At 37.9% G+C, this 14,980-nt stretch carries 13 protein-coding genes and 1 tRNA gene; 6 read left to right on the top strand and 8 right to left on the bottom strand.

From position 1 onward, the window contains the following. Window positions 1-97: 97 nt before the first annotated feature. Entirely contained in the window at window positions 98-538 is a 441-nt protein-coding gene (locus AB3G38_RS13620) for a MarR family winged helix-turn-helix transcriptional regulator (RefSeq protein ID WP_367864440.1), read from the bottom strand. Window positions 539-585: 47 nt separating this feature from the next. After that, window positions 586-1,716 carry a serine hydrolase domain-containing protein gene (locus AB3G38_RS13615; RefSeq protein ID WP_367864439.1) on the bottom strand — a complete coding sequence of 377 codons (1,131 nt, stop codon included), beginning with the start codon at window positions 1,714-1,716 and terminating at the stop codon, window positions 586-588. 120 nt (window positions 1,717-1,836) lie between these two features. On the opposite strand from AB3G38_RS13615, the gene AB3G38_RS13610 reads away from it, so the two are divergent. Further along, window positions 1,837-2,400, top strand: a complete 564-nt coding sequence (locus AB3G38_RS13610; RefSeq protein ID WP_367864438.1) for a hypothetical protein — start codon at window positions 1,837-1,839, stop codon at window positions 2,398-2,400. Between the two features lie 317 nt (window positions 2,401-2,717). Here the strand turns inward: AB3G38_RS13610 and AB3G38_RS13605 are convergent. Next, window positions 2,718-2,791: transfer RNA gene (locus tag AB3G38_RS13605), tRNA-Met, on the bottom strand. A 104-nt stretch (window positions 2,792-2,895) separates the two neighbouring features. Between AB3G38_RS13605 and AB3G38_RS13600 the strand changes: the two genes are divergently transcribed. The 3 genes from AB3G38_RS13600 to AB3G38_RS13590 all read left to right on the top strand — a co-directional run bounded on the left by AB3G38_RS13600 (window position 2,896) and on the right by AB3G38_RS13590 (window position 6,122). Continuing rightward, window positions 2,896-3,276: an START-like domain-containing protein gene (locus AB3G38_RS13600; RefSeq protein ID WP_041882351.1), complete on the top strand. Its 381-nt coding sequence runs from the start codon at window positions 2,896-2,898 to the stop codon at window positions 3,274-3,276. A gap of 50 nt (window positions 3,277-3,326) precedes the next feature. Beyond that, complete coding sequence (locus AB3G38_RS13595; protein WP_367864437.1) at window positions 3,327-4,763, top strand: LptF/LptG family permease; 1,437 nt, start codon at window positions 3,327-3,329, stop codon at window positions 4,761-4,763. 147 nt (window positions 4,764-4,910) lie between these two features. Beyond that, window positions 4,911-6,122 carry a bifunctional 3,4-dihydroxy-2-butanone-4-phosphate synthase/GTP cyclohydrolase II gene (locus tag AB3G38_RS13590; protein ID WP_367864436.1) on the top strand — a complete coding sequence of 404 codons (1,212 nt, stop codon included), beginning with the start codon at window positions 4,911-4,913 and terminating at the stop codon, window positions 6,120-6,122. Here AB3G38_RS13590 and AB3G38_RS13585 read toward each other — a convergent pair. Beyond that, window positions 6,106-10,497 carry a translocation/assembly module TamB domain-containing protein gene (locus AB3G38_RS13585; protein WP_367864435.1) on the bottom strand — a complete coding sequence of 1,464 codons (4,392 nt, stop codon included), beginning with the start codon at window positions 10,495-10,497 and terminating at the stop codon, window positions 6,106-6,108. The two genes, AB3G38_RS13590 and AB3G38_RS13585, sit on opposite strands and share 17 nt — an antisense overlap. Before the next feature lie 128 nt (window positions 10,498-10,625). Between AB3G38_RS13585 and tsaD the strand changes: the two genes are divergently transcribed. Further along, a complete protein-coding gene (gene tsaD / locus AB3G38_RS13580) occupies window positions 10,626-11,627 on the top strand; it encodes a tRNA (adenosine(37)-N6)-threonylcarbamoyltransferase complex transferase subunit TsaD (protein ID WP_367864434.1) in 1,002 nt (333 codons plus the stop codon). Window positions 11,628-11,694: 67 nt separating this feature from the next. After that, window positions 11,695-11,865, top strand: a complete 171-nt coding sequence (locus AB3G38_RS13575) for a hypothetical protein (protein ID WP_367864433.1) — start codon at window positions 11,695-11,697, stop codon at window positions 11,863-11,865. 77 nt (window positions 11,866-11,942) lie between these two features. Here AB3G38_RS13575 and recA read toward each other — a convergent pair whose 3' ends face one another. The 4 genes from recA to AB3G38_RS13555 all read right to left on the bottom strand — a co-directional run bounded on the left by recA (window position 11,943) and on the right by AB3G38_RS13555 (window position 14,770). Next, window positions 11,943-12,956, bottom strand: a complete 1,014-nt coding sequence (recA, locus tag AB3G38_RS13570; protein WP_183868471.1) for a recombinase RecA — start codon at window positions 12,954-12,956, stop codon at window positions 11,943-11,945. A gap of 124 nt (window positions 12,957-13,080) precedes the next feature. Continuing rightward, on the bottom strand, window positions 13,081-13,749 hold the full coding sequence (gene nth / locus AB3G38_RS13565; protein WP_367864432.1) for an endonuclease III: 669 nt from the start codon (window positions 13,747-13,749) through the stop codon (window positions 13,081-13,083). Window positions 13,750-13,810: 61 nt separating this feature from the next. Then, entirely contained in the window at window positions 13,811-14,002 is a 192-nt protein-coding gene (locus AB3G38_RS13560; protein WP_367864431.1) for a hypothetical protein, read from the bottom strand. Window positions 14,003-14,194: 192 nt separating this feature from the next. Next, window positions 14,195-14,770: an RNA polymerase sigma factor gene (locus AB3G38_RS13555; RefSeq protein ID WP_068406212.1), complete on the bottom strand. Its 576-nt coding sequence runs from the start codon at window positions 14,768-14,770 to the stop codon at window positions 14,195-14,197. Window positions 14,771-14,980 lie beyond the last annotated feature (210 nt).

Genomic DNA, 14,980 nt, shown 5'->3' with positions numbered 1-14,980 from the left:
GACTGCTGGCATAAATTGGATCTTAAGAAACAGTGAGATTATAATCCAAAATTCGGCAAACGCGATGAATCACTATGTTCAGATTGAATAATTTTGTTTAGGCTGTACAGTTATTATAGATAACATCCAAAACCTGTTGAAACTGTAAAATTTGTTGTTCACTGATGTTTTTTAAAGCTATTCTCCGATTATTTTCAATCACAAGTTGCATATTATCCAATAGTTTGACAGCGACTTCGCTTAATTTCAGATGAAATCTTCTACGGTCTGTTGGGTGCGGATTACGGAATATATATTTTCTTTCTACCAGTAATTCTACCATACGCGTAACAGAAGCAAAGTCCTTAAATATAGTTTGAGCAATCTGGTTTTGTGTTTGTCCAGGATTTTCATGAACTGTTTTCAGCAGCAGCCATTGATCAATTGTGATCTCAAATCCTTTTTTAATCAATTGTTGCTGTGCAAATTGCCGGTAACTTTTGATTGACCGTTCGAGGGAATAGAATAATATATCTTCCAGGTTTTGCTGTTCACTCATGAATCTGTTTGTTATAAGGTAATTTAAAAAAAAATGAAACGTTTGGATTAAAGCGTACCATAATAGAAGATGTTGATCAGTTTTATATAGGCTTCACGGGATTCTAAATAACCGTTCATCATAAACAAAATGCCTTTTTTTGTTTTTGGATTAAACGCGATAAAGCTCATTACGCCCATATCACCACCTGTATGGTTGTATATTAGTTCGCCCCTATTTGTGCCCCTTAAGAACCATGCATAAAAACCTAAATTGGTTTCATCCGGCGTTAATAGCTGCACGGCGTTCCGCTTAAATACCTGTTCATTTTTGAATTTGCCATCCTGTGTCCATGCAATTAGAAAATTAGCAAACTCCGCAGCCGTAGTATGTAACGTACCGGCAGGATAGTCGGGAAAACCTCCAAACCCCAGTGGGACAAATTTTTTCAGCGAATCGTTGTAATCATATGGCATCGCCAGCCGGGTCGTATCAATCCCACTTAGGTACCAGGAAGTAGCATTCATTTCCAATGGGGTAAATAAGTAACGTTTACAATACTGTTCAAAAGGCATACCAGATATGCGTTCTACTAAATAGCCAATTAATGCGGTACCTATGTTACTGTAGTGAAAGGCGCTGTCGGGTCTTTCATTATAAAAGTTCTTAGCAGCATCATAGTTTTTTCCGCCTTTAGCTAAATAACCCTTCAAAAAAGTACCCAGTGGAATAGTCGGATCTCCCTTATTAATGTTCCAGAACTGACCCATGTATGTGATGTTGTCCTGGATAGCCGAACGGTGACGAAGCAACTGGGCAAAAGTGACGGGCAGTTCTGGATGATTGGGATTGATGATTTTAAAAGGCAGATATTGATTAATATCGTCATTCATTTTAAATTTCCCATTCCCGTAAAGCTGCATCAGTGCTGCTGCGGTAACGGTCTTTGAGGTAGAGGCGACGACGAATATGGTTTGGGCATTTACGGGCTTATGTTGCGCTATGTTCTGATAGCCATAATACCCGGTCCAGCTAATTTTACCACTATCAATGATAGCTGCGGATAAACCGGCGATGTGATGCTGTGCCATAATTGCTTTAACCACGCTATCCCGGTTGTTATTTTGAGCACAGCAAATAGTCGTTAAAGAAAAGAGTACGAGAAAGAGAAAAATTTCTGCTGTAGTTTTGATTTTCATTGACGTAAATATAATTGATATATCAATTATATTATAATTTTTTGTTTTTTTACATTACATTAAAGAATATGATAACAGGATGTATTAGTTGATGCATACACAATTTAAATAAATAGAAACATGGGTACTTTAAGTTTATTCCTTTTCCTAAACGCAAATTTTTTATTCGCTGGTGACCAGATAGGGGATTTAATACCAGCAGTAATCAAAAATTCAACTTCATTATTAAACATATCTGATAGTCACACTATCCTGCAAAAACCTCATCGGCCCATTTATGCTACTGGTGCTTCTGTGCGTATTGAAGGTAACTATGTTAGCAGAGCAATAGAAGGATCTGATGACAGTTGTGACATTAGTGTAGAAATCATAAAAGTTAAAAATTTATACCGTTATAAACTATATGTAGCGGGGACTACTTATAAGGGCATCCTGAAGGTTTTACATGGTGAAAAGCCAGAAGCAAGGTATCTTATTTTTACCGGCATAACCTGGGCTGTTAACGAAGGTGACATTTCACAATTAAAAGAAGACGAGGAGCCGCAATCACTTAAGCTACCTGTAGGTGTTAGAGCGGTTTTATTAAATAATGAGATAATGATACAAAATTCTGGCAATGCTATGAATCATTATGTGCAACTTAATGCTTGTGACCAAAAATATATCCGGATGGTTAAACAGTAGCTTGCGCCGAACAGGTATGGTCTCATTCATCATAATAAGCCTCAGAATGCGGTCTGGCATAATAGTATGGTCTGTTATAACAAAATATATAGGTATAGAAATGGATTTTAAAGGAAGATTTAGGCCGAGCGAGAAGATACGTCTAAATAATAACCTGCTTCCTGCTCAAAATATGTTTATTCTGCTTGTTTCTCAGTTATTATACTATATTTGAAATAGGCACATGGTGGTAGACAGCACACGGAAAAGGTATATTTGAATACCTTAAGACATAAAAAAACCTCTAGAGTGTTTCATCTAAAGGTTTGATTATCAAGTAGCGGGGAGCAGGATCGAACTGCCGACCTCAGGGTTATGAATCCTGCGCTCTAACCATCTGAGCTACCCCGCCGTGGGCTTCTTATTTTTTAAGAGTTGCAAATATAGAATAAAATACTTTTCTTTAGGAAAAAAAATAAAAATAATTTACAAATAACAAGATATAAGCGATTTAAGATGTCAGAAAAGAAAAAATTTACCCTGGAATATGAGTTGAAGTCGTCTCCGCGTATTTTGTTTAGTTTTATAAGTGAGCCAAATGGCCTTTCTCAATGGTTTGCTGATGATGTGGTTTTCCGTGATCAGGTTTATACCTTCACCTGGGATGATGAAGTGCAGAAAGCAAAAATGTTAAGTTTTAAAGAGAATAAGATGGTTAAGTTCAAATGGATTGATGATGAACCACACTGTTATTTTGAAATGGAAATTGTACAGGATGAATTAACGAACGATGTAGCCCTGTCTATTACTGATTTCGCAACTGAAGAAACACTTAAAGAAAGAACCCAGATTTGGGATAACCAGATTACTTACCTCCATAGTGTAATCGGAGCGTAGTCTAATAATTGGTGTATAGTATTTGAGTTGCATTGCCTACATTTGTAACATTGAAAAAGATACACATACTACTTCTTAAAGCATTCATAAGACCATTTATCGTCACTTTTTTTATAGTGATGTTTATTTTGCTGATGTTTTTCCTGTTCAAATATGTGGATGATCTGATCGGAAAGGGATTTGAATGGTATACGATAGTGGAGCTGATGTTTTATGCTTCGGCTGCAAATGTATCGATGGCTTTGCCATTAGCGATATTGCTGTCCTCTATCATGACTTTCGGGACGTTGGGGGAGAACTATGAGCTGGTGGCTATTAAGTCTGCAGGGATCTCCTTACAAAAGGCTATGCGGCCATTGCTGGTACTGATCATCGGTATCGCTTTTTCTTCATTTCTGTTCTCAGAATACATGCTGCCAAAAGCCAACCTTAAATTTGGCTCCCTGTTATGGGATGTCAGGAATAAGAAATTGTCTTTTCTGATTAAAGAAGGTGTATTCAATAATAGTATTCCCGGTTATTCAATTCGTGTAGATGAAAAAGGGGCGGATGGGACCTCTTTAAAAGGAATCATGATTTATGACCATACCGGAAATCAGGGGGTAGCAAAAATCATTGTGGCTAAAGATGGTACCATGAATACCACAAAAGATAAACAGTACCTGATCTTAAAACTGAATGATGGTGTAAGATACGAAGAGTCCAGCGGACAGAATAAGGGCTATGATCCAAGGCAGCAATTAACCCGGATGCGCTTTGGTCAAACAGAGCAAAAGTTTGATCTGTCAAGTTTTAAAATGAACAGGACAGATGAGAATAGTTTCCGGTCAAATAATCAGATGCTGAACCTCAAAGGTCTGACCCATAAATCAGATTCCCTGACTAAAGAACTGGATAGCGTAAACCGTTATGCCAGGGTGAATATCAGCAACTATTACAAGCAGAACAATTATACCAAAGGTTATACAAAGGCTAAAGTTGCGCCGGCAAAAATTAACGATAATATCCTGACTGAGTTTCCGGAAGATAAAAGGGTGAATACTGTTCAGGCCGCATTGGATCAGGCTAATTCTATTAAACAAACGGTAGAAGGCCGGATTCCGGATCATGATGATAAAGTCGCAAACCTGATCAGGATCAGAATAGAATATCAGCGAAAATTTACATTGGCAGTTTCCTGTTTGATGCTGTTCTTTATTGGTGCGCCATTAGGGGCAATTATCCGCAAAGGAGGCCTGGGTTTACCAGTAGTCATGGCCATTATCTTTTTCCTTTTTTACCATATCATCTCTACGGTAGCAGAAAAGTCTGCTAATCAGGGGAATATACACCCTGTGGTTGGTATATGGATGGCAATTATTGTCTTATCGCCCGTTGGGGCATTCTTAACCTATAAAGCCACAGTCGATTCCGCACTCTTTGATCTTACTTACTATAAATCACTGGTCATGAGACTTTTCAAAAAGAAAAAGATCTCTGATAAATAACAGCATACAGAATTCATAAGTCTTTAATCAGAGTCTTACTTAACGATGATATTTTAAATATATATTATCCGGGGAAGGTTGTAACTTTGTTTATGAATCTTAAATGGGATTTAATTATATATCCTTTGTTGAAGGTCTGATTATAAAATGGAAATTAAACTGAACGCAATAGAAGATGCTGTTGCAGATATAAAAGCCGGTAAAGTCGTTATTGTTGTTGACGATGAGGATCGTGAGAATGAAGGCGACTTCCTTACTGCTGCTGGGAATGCAACACCTGAAGTTATTAACTTCATGGCCACTCATGGAAGAGGCCTGATCTGTGCCGCAATTACTGAAGAAAGATGTGATGAATTAAACCTGGAGCTGATGGTCGGTAAAAACACCGCGGCTTATGAAACTAATTTTACGGTTTCTGTGGATCTGATAGGACATGGGTGTACCACTGGTATTTCTGCTTCAGACCGTTCCAAGACTATACAGGCATTGATCAATCCGGATACGAATCCTGATGAACTGGGCAGACCCGGACATATATTTCCTTTACGTGCTAAAGATGGTGGTGTGCTGAGACGTGCAGGCCATACCGAAGCAGCTGTAGATTTAGCAAGGTTAGCTGGAATGGTACCTGCCGGAGTTTTGGTAGAGATTATGAAAGAAGACGGGGAGATGGCAAGATTGCCTGATCTGATTAAAATAGCAGCGCAGCACAATCTGAAAATAATCTCTATTAAAGATCTGATTGCTTATCGCCTGAAAAATGATAGCCTGATTAAAGAAGAGGTTACCATTAACCTGCCTACAGAATGGGGTGATTTCAAAATGACCGCGTATACACAACTCGAGAATAATGCGACACACCTTGCTTTGAGCAAAGGAGAGTGGACAGCAGAGGAAGCTATATTGGTTAGAGTACACAGTTCATGCGTTACTGGTGATATTTTTGGTTCCTGCCGTTGCGATTGCGGCCCTCAGCTGCATAAAGCATTACAGATGATTGAAAAAGAAGGTAAAGGAATTGTAGTTTATATGAACCAGGAAGGCCGTGGTATTGGGCTGGTGAATAAATTATTGTCTTATAACCTTCAGGATGCTGGTTTTGATACGGTAGAGGCTAATATTAAATTAGGCTTTAAAGGTGATGAACGTGATTATGGGGTAGGTGCACAGATTCTAAGAGCACAAGGTGTTCGCAAAATGCGCCTGATGTCTAATAACCCTACAAAAAGAGCCGGACTGATTGGTTATGGTTTGGAAGTTGTGGAGAATATCCCGATTGAAATTGTGAGCAATTTACATAACGAGACTTACCTGAAAACAAAAAGAGATAAAATGGGCCATACTATAATGAAGGGGTAGTCAATACCGCTTCTTTAAGTAACCTTTTTTGCTCTTCGGTGACCGCATCTTTATTAACAGATTGTTTTTTATGCTGACGCGTGTCATCTTGTTTATTCTTTAAGTTTTTGCGGTATTTTCCCGTAACCTTTTGAACAAACTCTCTGAAATTATCAAATTGCTGTGAATAAATCAGACCGAATGAAGTTACATTCACGTTCTGATTTATTCCAGTATTGACGAAAATACTTTGTTGTGTAGGCGGTTTATTGGCCAGCTTACCAATCAGCGTACCATCCTTGCGGATGAGTGCCAGGACTTCAACCTCACTGCCCACACTATTTCTTGAAAATCCGATAGGCGAGAGATCACTCGTACTTCTGTTATCTATAACGCCAGCATTGACAATGATCCGGTTATTGAAAAACTTGAACGAGGCACTTGCTTCACTCAGTGACCGGATATTAATATCTACGAAATCAAGGTTCAGTGAAGATAATACGTTGTTAAACTGGTTAAACAGCAGCTCTGTTGCGGTACTGGCCACACCAGAAGTTACTTGTTTACCCAAATCTTCTTTACCGCCTCCGGGAGCAAAACTTCTCCTGATAATTAAACTGAATGCCTGAAGGTTCAGGTTGTTCGGATCACTAAAGTAAGCCTGAAGTTCTTCTTTGATCGACGGGTTAGAAGGGAAAAATACATCAAGTTTAATCTCCGGCTTCAATAAAAGACCACTCAGACCCATTTCAACTTCTACAGGTACTCTTAACAGCGAGTTGCTGCTGTTATCTCTGTTGGCAGCAGCATACAGGTCTGAAAGACCTGCTCTGAGCTCATAGATCGCCTTTAGCTGTATTTGGGCTTGTGTTGGATTTCCAGTCCATCTGATGGTACCTCCCTGCCTGATGTTAAATTTCTTGTTGATGATCTCCTGTGCAGTAAAATCAAAACTACCCGATTCAATGATATAATCTCCCGACATCTCAAAGTCTCCAAGGCTATTGATCTCCAGGTTAAGGTCGGCATTTCCTTTTCCGCTTAAGTTCCCCAGGTTAGTAAACAGGTTAGCGGTACTGTTAGGGTCTACCTGTAGTTTAAAGCTCATCGTGATCCCATCAAAACTGATGGCCTTTTTAACGTTGGCAGTGGTATCCCTGTTCAAAAACGTTATGAAGTCTTTACTTGATACAGTTTCTGAACTATTTAAAGGGAGATTGAATACTGTTCCTTTTTCCGTTTTGGCGTCAATTCCGATAAATAACTTATTTGTCGGGCCTCTGAAAATGAAAGTACCTGTGGCAAAAGCTTGTCCGAAATAGAGTTCATTATCTTTAATTGTCGTGTTTAAAGCCATGAAGTTTTTGGCTTTGATACTAATATCCAGTGTTGGTGTATTGATATTGTTCATATCTACCGAACCACGGGCAACAGCAATATTGCCGCCAACGTCTTTTAATTCAAGGTCGTCAATGTCGATTACACTTTTATCCACACTCACTTTCTGCGATATGGTATAAGCAGTTTTTAAGTAGTTAACGGTTAATTCTGCTTCATCAAGAGTAATATCTCCGTCAATCTGCGGGGAATTAAATGCACCTTTAATGGTGAGGTCAGTAGAGATGTGCCCTTTAAGATTAGAAACCAGATCACTTACAAATGGAGACAATACAGTCAGTTCGCTTTCATCCATTTTCACGGTAAGGTCTATGTTTTTCTCCTTCAGATCCAGACGGCCGTTCACTTTAAGGGTTTCTTTTCCATCTCTGTTGATCCGCGTAAATACATTGGCAAGATTGGATTCCTGATTATAAGAAGAAGTATCTGTCAAAGAACCAATGTAAGTATCATTGAAGTTCAGGGAGTCAATTTTAATATCATCATTGATCTTTGGTGATTTCAACAGGCCGTAAAGTTTCGTATTACCGTTTACTTGACCAGATAATTGTACGCCAATTGTTTTAAGGAAAGGGTTAAGTGTTTTTAAGCTGAAGTCTTTAAATCCTACTTTAACAACATCGTTAAGATCATCGGATAAAATTCCATCAACAGTTAACAGCTGATTGCCATTTCGCAGATCAAAATTACTAATCTCAGTTTTGCCATTTTTAAAACTTATTCTCACTTTATCCTGAATAGCCCAATCCTGACTGTTAATTTTTAATATTGAAGGAAGGACACTGATACGGGTTGTGTCTTTTCCAAATTCTACCAGTCCGTTTAAATCCAGTTGATTGGCATCATTTGCATTGGATAGTTTGACGTTGAGTGCAAGACTATCATTACGAAGTACATTTGAAATGTTGACATTTTTGATATACAAACTATCATTTAAGTCTACACGGTCGGAAGTAATAATCGCCTGCAACTGATTGGTAGTCGTGTTTTCATCGATAATAATATTGTTAGCGATGACGCCTTTATATTTCAGTTTTTTGATGAATCCGTTCAGCGTGGCTATTTTCTTTTCGGAATCAAAATTCCCTACTAATTCTGCCTGATCTTCTATTTCCAAACCAGGGGCAATTAATTCGGCAACAGGCTCAAAACGTTTGATCTTAAGCTGAAACTTAAAGATCTGGTTTTTGAAATTTACAATGTCTGCTTTAAGAGAAGGGATGTAAGTTTTTGCAAGTGATTTATAATAGGAAGGGAGGGTATTCAGGTCATACTGACCTTGAATACTGGCTTCCAGTACGTCAGAATTAATTCTTAACATCCTGTCTGCACCAATTCCTTTTGCCTGCAATTGAACGGAGTCAATATTATAGATTCCTTTTACATTGTTAAGTCTTATTTTCTCAATCAGTAAATCACCTTGAATATTGTTCAGGTTTGTCCCTGAAAAATTGGTCTGGAAGGTCGCATCTACCATCAATGAGTCTTTAAACAAATGGAGATTACGAAGCTTGGCATTTTTGATAGAAGCCTTAAAGTCGAATACAGGAAGTTTAGGATTTAAGTTGACCCCACCGTCAAAGTCAAGTTTTATATTCTTATCGTCAATACTCAGTTTCCCGTCGAAATACTTTTTATCAAACTTTCCATCCACTTTAACATGGGTATAACGGTAATTATTGAAGTCGATATATTTGACGTCGCCATTTACCTGCTCGGTCAGGCTATTCAGTTCTATACCTTTACCTTTCACATAAACCGAGGCGGTTATCTTTCCGATACTGTTTTCATCAATCAGGTTTCCTAAATTAAAGTCGTATGTTTTTACATTTCCGGAGTAAGAAGGGACTCCCTGCTTACTGATTTTCATGTTTACATCTGAAACGATTCTGCCTAATTTGGTTTTAAACTCGCCAAAAGCAATAAAGTCATTTTGAAAACCTGTAAAGTTCCCATTGAAATAAATAGTACCGAATTTCTGAACGATCACAGGGATCGCTGTTTTACGGTTCCCGGTTATACCAGTCAGCAGTTCATCTAAATCCTTTTTATTAGTGGAAGCCATCTCAACTTTCATCTCCATAAAAGTTTCATCGAGTTCAGGCAGGCCTTTCAGGTTAAAATCACCTTTGATGTAGGTTGCCTTACCGGCCTTAACAGAGAGCTTTTTTGCTCTCAGGTTATTCACCAGTCCGGTAATCTGTCCATCGATGTCAATGTTCAGGTTCATCTTTGCAACTTCTGAAGTGAAATAGGCGACATCTCTTGAATCCAGGTGACTGTTTTTGAAATGAGCCTTCATTCTCACTTTATTTACATAGTCGCTGAAGTCTTCAAAAGCATGGAACTTCATTTCGAAGTAATCCGACAGATGACTTTTATTGGTCACCAGGGTTAATTTGTTAAGTTCAATACGGTTGGTATCCACCGTGGTAAATGCGGATAGGTTCTTCAGGTAAAAACCACTTTTTTCTTTAAAGGTCAGGTTTTTTATATCCGCCTGCATCAGGTGATCGGTCGTATTCAGCTTTTCGAAAATACCGTTCAGGCTGGTCAGTTCTACGTCCTCGAAGTTTACTCCGTTCATCAAGGTATCAACATTCAGGTTTTTATATTTGAGTTGCAGGTTATTCAGGATTATCCTGTTAAACGTGATCTTGTAAGGCTTCTTTTTCTTTTTAACAGTAGTTGAGGGGCCTGAATCAAAGTAGTCAATGATAAAATCAAGATTTGTGCCTTTATTTTTGCCTTTATATTTTTTCAGGAAGAAAGAGCCGTTGTTCAATTGTACTGTATTGACGTCAATAATTCGCTTCTCGAAAGACAGCATGTTGAGGTCTACAATAAATTTGGGGGTGCTTAACAGGGTATCCTTCTGCTGATCTAGTACCAAAAGGTCTTCGATAACTAAATATTTGAAGGGTTTAACGTAAATACTGTGTAAAGAAATTGTCGTGTTTAATTCTTTAGACAGGTAATTGGCTGCTTTTTTTGCCACAAAAGTCTGCACAGGACGGAACTGAAGCGAAAATAGGATAATCGCGAGCAGCAGCAGAATCGATGCAATAAACCAAAGAAGTATTTTTAATAGTTTTTTGATAGTTTTGTAGCTTAATAATAATCAACGTGTCAGTAATACTTGCTATCGAATCCTCTTGTGATGAAACTTCTGTTGCTATTTGTAATAACGGCAAAATTACTGCCAATGTTATTGCAAACCAAACAATTCATGAAAATTATGGTGGTGTCGTTCCTGAATTAGCTTCAAGAGTTCACCAACAGAATATTGTACCAGTAATTCAGCAGGCATTAACCGACGCTAAAGTTAGCAAAAAGGATATAAATGCCATAGCTTTTACCAGGGGACCGGGATTATTAGGGTCTTTATTGGTAGGCGTGTCGTTTGCCAAATCTTTTGCACTGGCTTTAGACTTGCCGCTTATCGCTGTGAATCATATGCACGCGCATATTCTTGCGCATTTTATTGATGACCCGAAACCGTCATTTCCATTTTTATGTTTAACAGTTTCTGGTGGGCACACGCAAATTGTTTTAGTGAAAGACTATTTTGATATGGAAATAGTAGGAGAATCACTGGATGATGCTGCGGGTGAAGCGTTCGATAAGACTGCCAAGATTCTGAACCTTCCTTATCCTGGAGGGCCACTGATTGATTTGCATGCGGCAAAAGGTAATCCATTGGCTTATAAATTTCCTGAGCCTCAGATTAAAGATTTGAATTATAGTTTCAGTGGTTTAAAGACTGCAATATTATATTTTATCAGAGCGCAGGAAAAGATAAATCCTGATTTTATTCAGGAGAACCTGAATGATATTTGTGCTTCTGTACAACATAGTATTGTTCATATCTTGTTAAATAAGGTAAAGAAAGCAGCAAAGCAGTATCATATTAAAGAGATTGCAATTGCTGGTGGCGTTTCTGCAAATACAGGGTTGCGCAAGGCACTGGAAGAGAAATCTGAAGAATTGGGCTGGAAGGTCTTTATTCCTGCGTTTCAGTTTTGCACAGATAATGCTGCAATGATTGCTATCGCCGGCCATTATAAATTTATCAATCAAGAGTTTGTTGGTCAGGATATTGCTCCTGCATCAAGAATGGAGTTTTAAGCTGTTGCTTCGGGTAACAGTAGTATATTTAATATTAAAGACACTAAAATAATTTGTTATGAATTCAATGAGTTTTTTATTTTTCGGCATGATGCTGATTCCTTTCATTTTGCTTTTGATCTGGATGATCAAACAGGATAAGAATAAGAACTATATCGGTCTTGTCGTACTGGTTGCTGCTATATTTATAGCTGCTTATGTAGCGGTTAACGTGGATATGAAGTTTATGAACCCTTAAATTTAGTTTCCAGGTTTCATAAAAAAACCGGTATATCGAAAAGGATATACCGGTTTTTTTTTGGTTAATATGGAGAACTATAACAATTCTTCTAATTTCTCACCAGTTACTTCTTCTCTGATTTTTCTTTCGATTTCGTCAGCTAATTCCGGATTATCCAAAAGTAGTTGTTTCACAGCATCTCTTCCTTGTCCTAATTTAGTTTCACCGTAAGAGAACCATGAACCTGCTTTTTTAACGATATTGAAATCTACACCTAAGTCGATGATCTCACCAACTTTAGAGATTCCCTGACCAAACATAATATCGAATTCTGCAATCCGGAATGGAGGAGCTACTTTGTTTTTAACAATTTTTACTTTTACCCTGTTACCTGAAACTTCATCAGCATCTTTAATCTGAGAAGTTCTTCTGATGTCAAGGCGTACAGAAGCGTAGAATTTCAGGGCATTACCACCTGTTGTTGTTTCAGGATTACCGAACATCACACCAATTTTTTCACGTAACTGGTTGATGAAGATACAGCAACATCCTGTTTTAGCGATTGTTCCTGTTAGCTTTCTTAAGGCCTGAGACATTAAACGTGCCTGAAGACCCATTTTAGAGTCACCCATTTCACCTTCAATCTCTGCTTTTGGTACTAAAGCTGCAACCGAGTCAATAACGATTACATCGATAGCTCCTGATCTGATCAGGTTGTCAGCGATTTCTAAAGCCTGTTCACCGTTATCTGGTTGTGCAATTAGCAGGTTGTCTACATCTACACCTAATTTCTTTGCATAGAATTTATCGAAAGCGTGTTCTGCATCAATAAATGCGGCTACACCACCTTTTTTCTGTGCTTCAGCAATAATATGGGTTGCCAAAGTAGTTTTACCAGACGATTCCGGACCGTAAATCTCGATCACACGTCCTTTTGGTACACCACCAATACCTAAAGCGATATCTAAAGTAATAGAGCCGGTTGAGATAGACTCAATAGATTCAGTAGGTGTATCACCTAATTTCATCACGGCACCTTTACCGTAAGATTTTTCTAACTTATCTAATGTAAGTTGTAATGCTTTTAATTTATCTGGGTTTGGGATCATCTTATTTAATTAGGTCGTAAATATAAAATATTTAAAACTATAAACTGTAGTAATTATACTAATTTATTTAGCAAAAATAAGTAATTATTTTCAATAAATAATAAAATATCTAAAATTATTGAATTTAATGGGCTTCCTGGCTAATAGCTTTAGCTGGTTTGTTCAGCTTCTCATAATATTTGCAGATCGAAGTGATTTCACAAATATTGCATTTCGGGGAACGTGCAACACATACATACCTGCCATGAAGGATCAGCCAGTGATGGGCAACATGAATAGTTTCTTCTGGTAAATACCTGACCAGATCTTTTTCTACTGCCAGTGGTGTTTTTCCTGTGGTTAACCCAATACGGTTGGCCACACGAAATACATGGGTGTCTACAGCCATGGCCGGTGCATTGTAGATTACTGAAGCAATGACATTGGCTGTCTTCCTGCCCACTCCGGGCATTTTCTGCAATTGATCAATGTCTGAAGGAACTACATTATTAAATTCATTCAACAGCATGTTGGCCATGCCTACCAGGTGCTTCGCTTTGTTGTTCGGATAACTTACACTCCTGATATAGTCGAAAACAATATCTGGAGTAACTTCCGCGAGTGCTTTCGCATTCGGGAAGCGCTGGAATAAAGCGGGTGTAACCTGGTTGATTCTTTTATCGGTGCATTGTGCGGATAAAATTACAGCGACCAGCAGCTGAAAAGGGTTATTGTAATGAAGTTCTGTTTCAGCATCAGGCTGTTTAGCAGAAAAATAGGCTACAAATTGTTTATACCTTTCTTTTTTAAGCATAGTGTGACAAAGATAAAACAAAAAAAGCTGCCATTAATGGCAGCTTTGTCTTTTAGATTGTTTACAGAGACTTGGAATAAGCCAGGATTTTGGAAATAGTTTCCTCATCAGGGTTTTTATTCAGCAGGTCCATCTGACATTTAATGCTTTCATAAAACATTAAATCAAGGTCGTTGAAAAACTCACTGCTTATATTTTCAGCATGCTGATTTAAGCAGTGGGAATTTGTGATAGGAGTAGAGGTTGTTATCATAAGCATTAAACTGTTTTCGTTTTCTAATTTAACGAAACAATTCAACATTTATTTTCATCAGAGCATATTGTTTTTTCCGTTTGTCTGTTTTTATTGAACTTATGAGCACTACGGCGTTTCAGCAGATTAATTATGCCCTGATAGGGACGCTGCTAAAACGATAAAAAATATAACAATGACTATTTCAGCCGATTAGGTCACTTCCTTCACTTTCATCATTTTACGAAGATTACTCAGGGCATATCTCATCCGGCCTAATGCCGTATTGATACTTACATCGGTAAGATCCGCTATTTCTTTGAAACTAAGGTCTGCGTAATGGCGCATAATCAGTACTTCTTTCTGTTCATCGGGAAGAAGCTGGATCAATACACGCAGGTCGGTATGGGTTTGTTCTCTCAGTAATTTGTCTTCTGCATTTTCTTCGTGAATTTGCAGCATATTGAGTATATCAGTTCCATCTGCACTGGTAATTACCGGCGCACGCTTTTCACGTCTGAAATAATCGATGACTAAATTGTGGGCAATACGCATTACCCATGGTAAAAATTTACCTTCTTCATTATACCTTCCTGAACGGAGTGTATTGATGACTTTAATAAAAGCATCCTGAAAAATGTCTTCTGCTAAATACTGATCTTTAACCAGTAAATATATAGAGGTGTATATCTTGGATTTGTATCTGTTCAGGAGTTCTTCAAGAACTGATTCATTTCCTTTCAGGTATAACTTCACTAATTCCTGATCACTATATGATTGTAACTTCATAGGATTATCTAAACTAAATTCCCTTGCTTGGTGTGCTAAAAAAAGATTGAGTAGATGTTTTTGCTATAGTGGTTCTCCTATGTTTTTTAAAGATGATGATTTAATTGATTGTGTTACAAGTTCAAAAGAAGCATTTTTTTATCAGATTACAAGAATAAAAGTAGTAAAAAAAATTAATTTAGTTTAAAGAGCCGTATTTTTGCATTCTCC

Origin of the sequence: Pedobacter sp. WC2423 (genome assembly GCF_040822065.1) — a bacterium.
Taxonomy (GTDB): Bacteria; Bacteroidota; Bacteroidia; order Sphingobacteriales; family Sphingobacteriaceae; genus Pedobacter.
Note: the sequence above shows the minus strand (reverse complement) of the source record. Positions and strands in the feature narration are given on the sequence as shown.

Excerpts from the sequence above, each read along its gene's own strand:
- AB3G38_RS13620 (WP_367864440.1), bottom strand. The coding sequence starts at position 538 with ATGAGTGAACAGCAAAACCTGGAAGATATATTATTCTATTCCCTCGAA.
- AB3G38_RS13575 (WP_367864433.1), top strand. The coding sequence starts at position 11,695 with ATGAGTTTTTTATTTTTCGGCATGATGCTGATTCCTTTCATTTTGCTT.
- AB3G38_RS13615 (WP_367864439.1), bottom strand. The coding sequence starts at position 1,716 with ATGAAAATCAAAACTACAGCAGAAATTTTTCTCTTTCTCGTACTCTTT.
- AB3G38_RS13600 (WP_041882351.1), top strand. The coding sequence starts at position 2,896 with ATGTCAGAAAAGAAAAAATTTACCCTGGAATATGAGTTGAAGTCGTCT.
- AB3G38_RS13590 (WP_367864436.1), top strand. The coding sequence starts at position 4,911 with ATGGAAATTAAACTGAACGCAATAGAAGATGCTGTTGCAGATATAAAA.
- recA (WP_183868471.1), bottom strand. The coding sequence starts at position 12,956 with ATGATCCCAAACCCAGATAAATTAAAAGCATTACAACTTACATTAGAT.
- AB3G38_RS13555 (WP_068406212.1), bottom strand. The coding sequence starts at position 14,770 with ATGAAGTTACAATCATATAGTGATCAGGAATTAGTGAAGTTATACCTG.
- nth (WP_367864432.1), bottom strand. The coding sequence starts at position 13,749 with ATGCTTAAAAAAGAAAGGTATAAACAATTTGTAGCCTATTTTTCTGCT.
- AB3G38_RS13560 (WP_367864431.1), bottom strand. The coding sequence starts at position 14,002 with ATGATAACAACCTCTACTCCTATCACAAATTCCCACTGCTTAAATCAG.
- AB3G38_RS13610 (WP_367864438.1), top strand. The coding sequence starts at position 1,837 with ATGGGTACTTTAAGTTTATTCCTTTTCCTAAACGCAAATTTTTTATTC.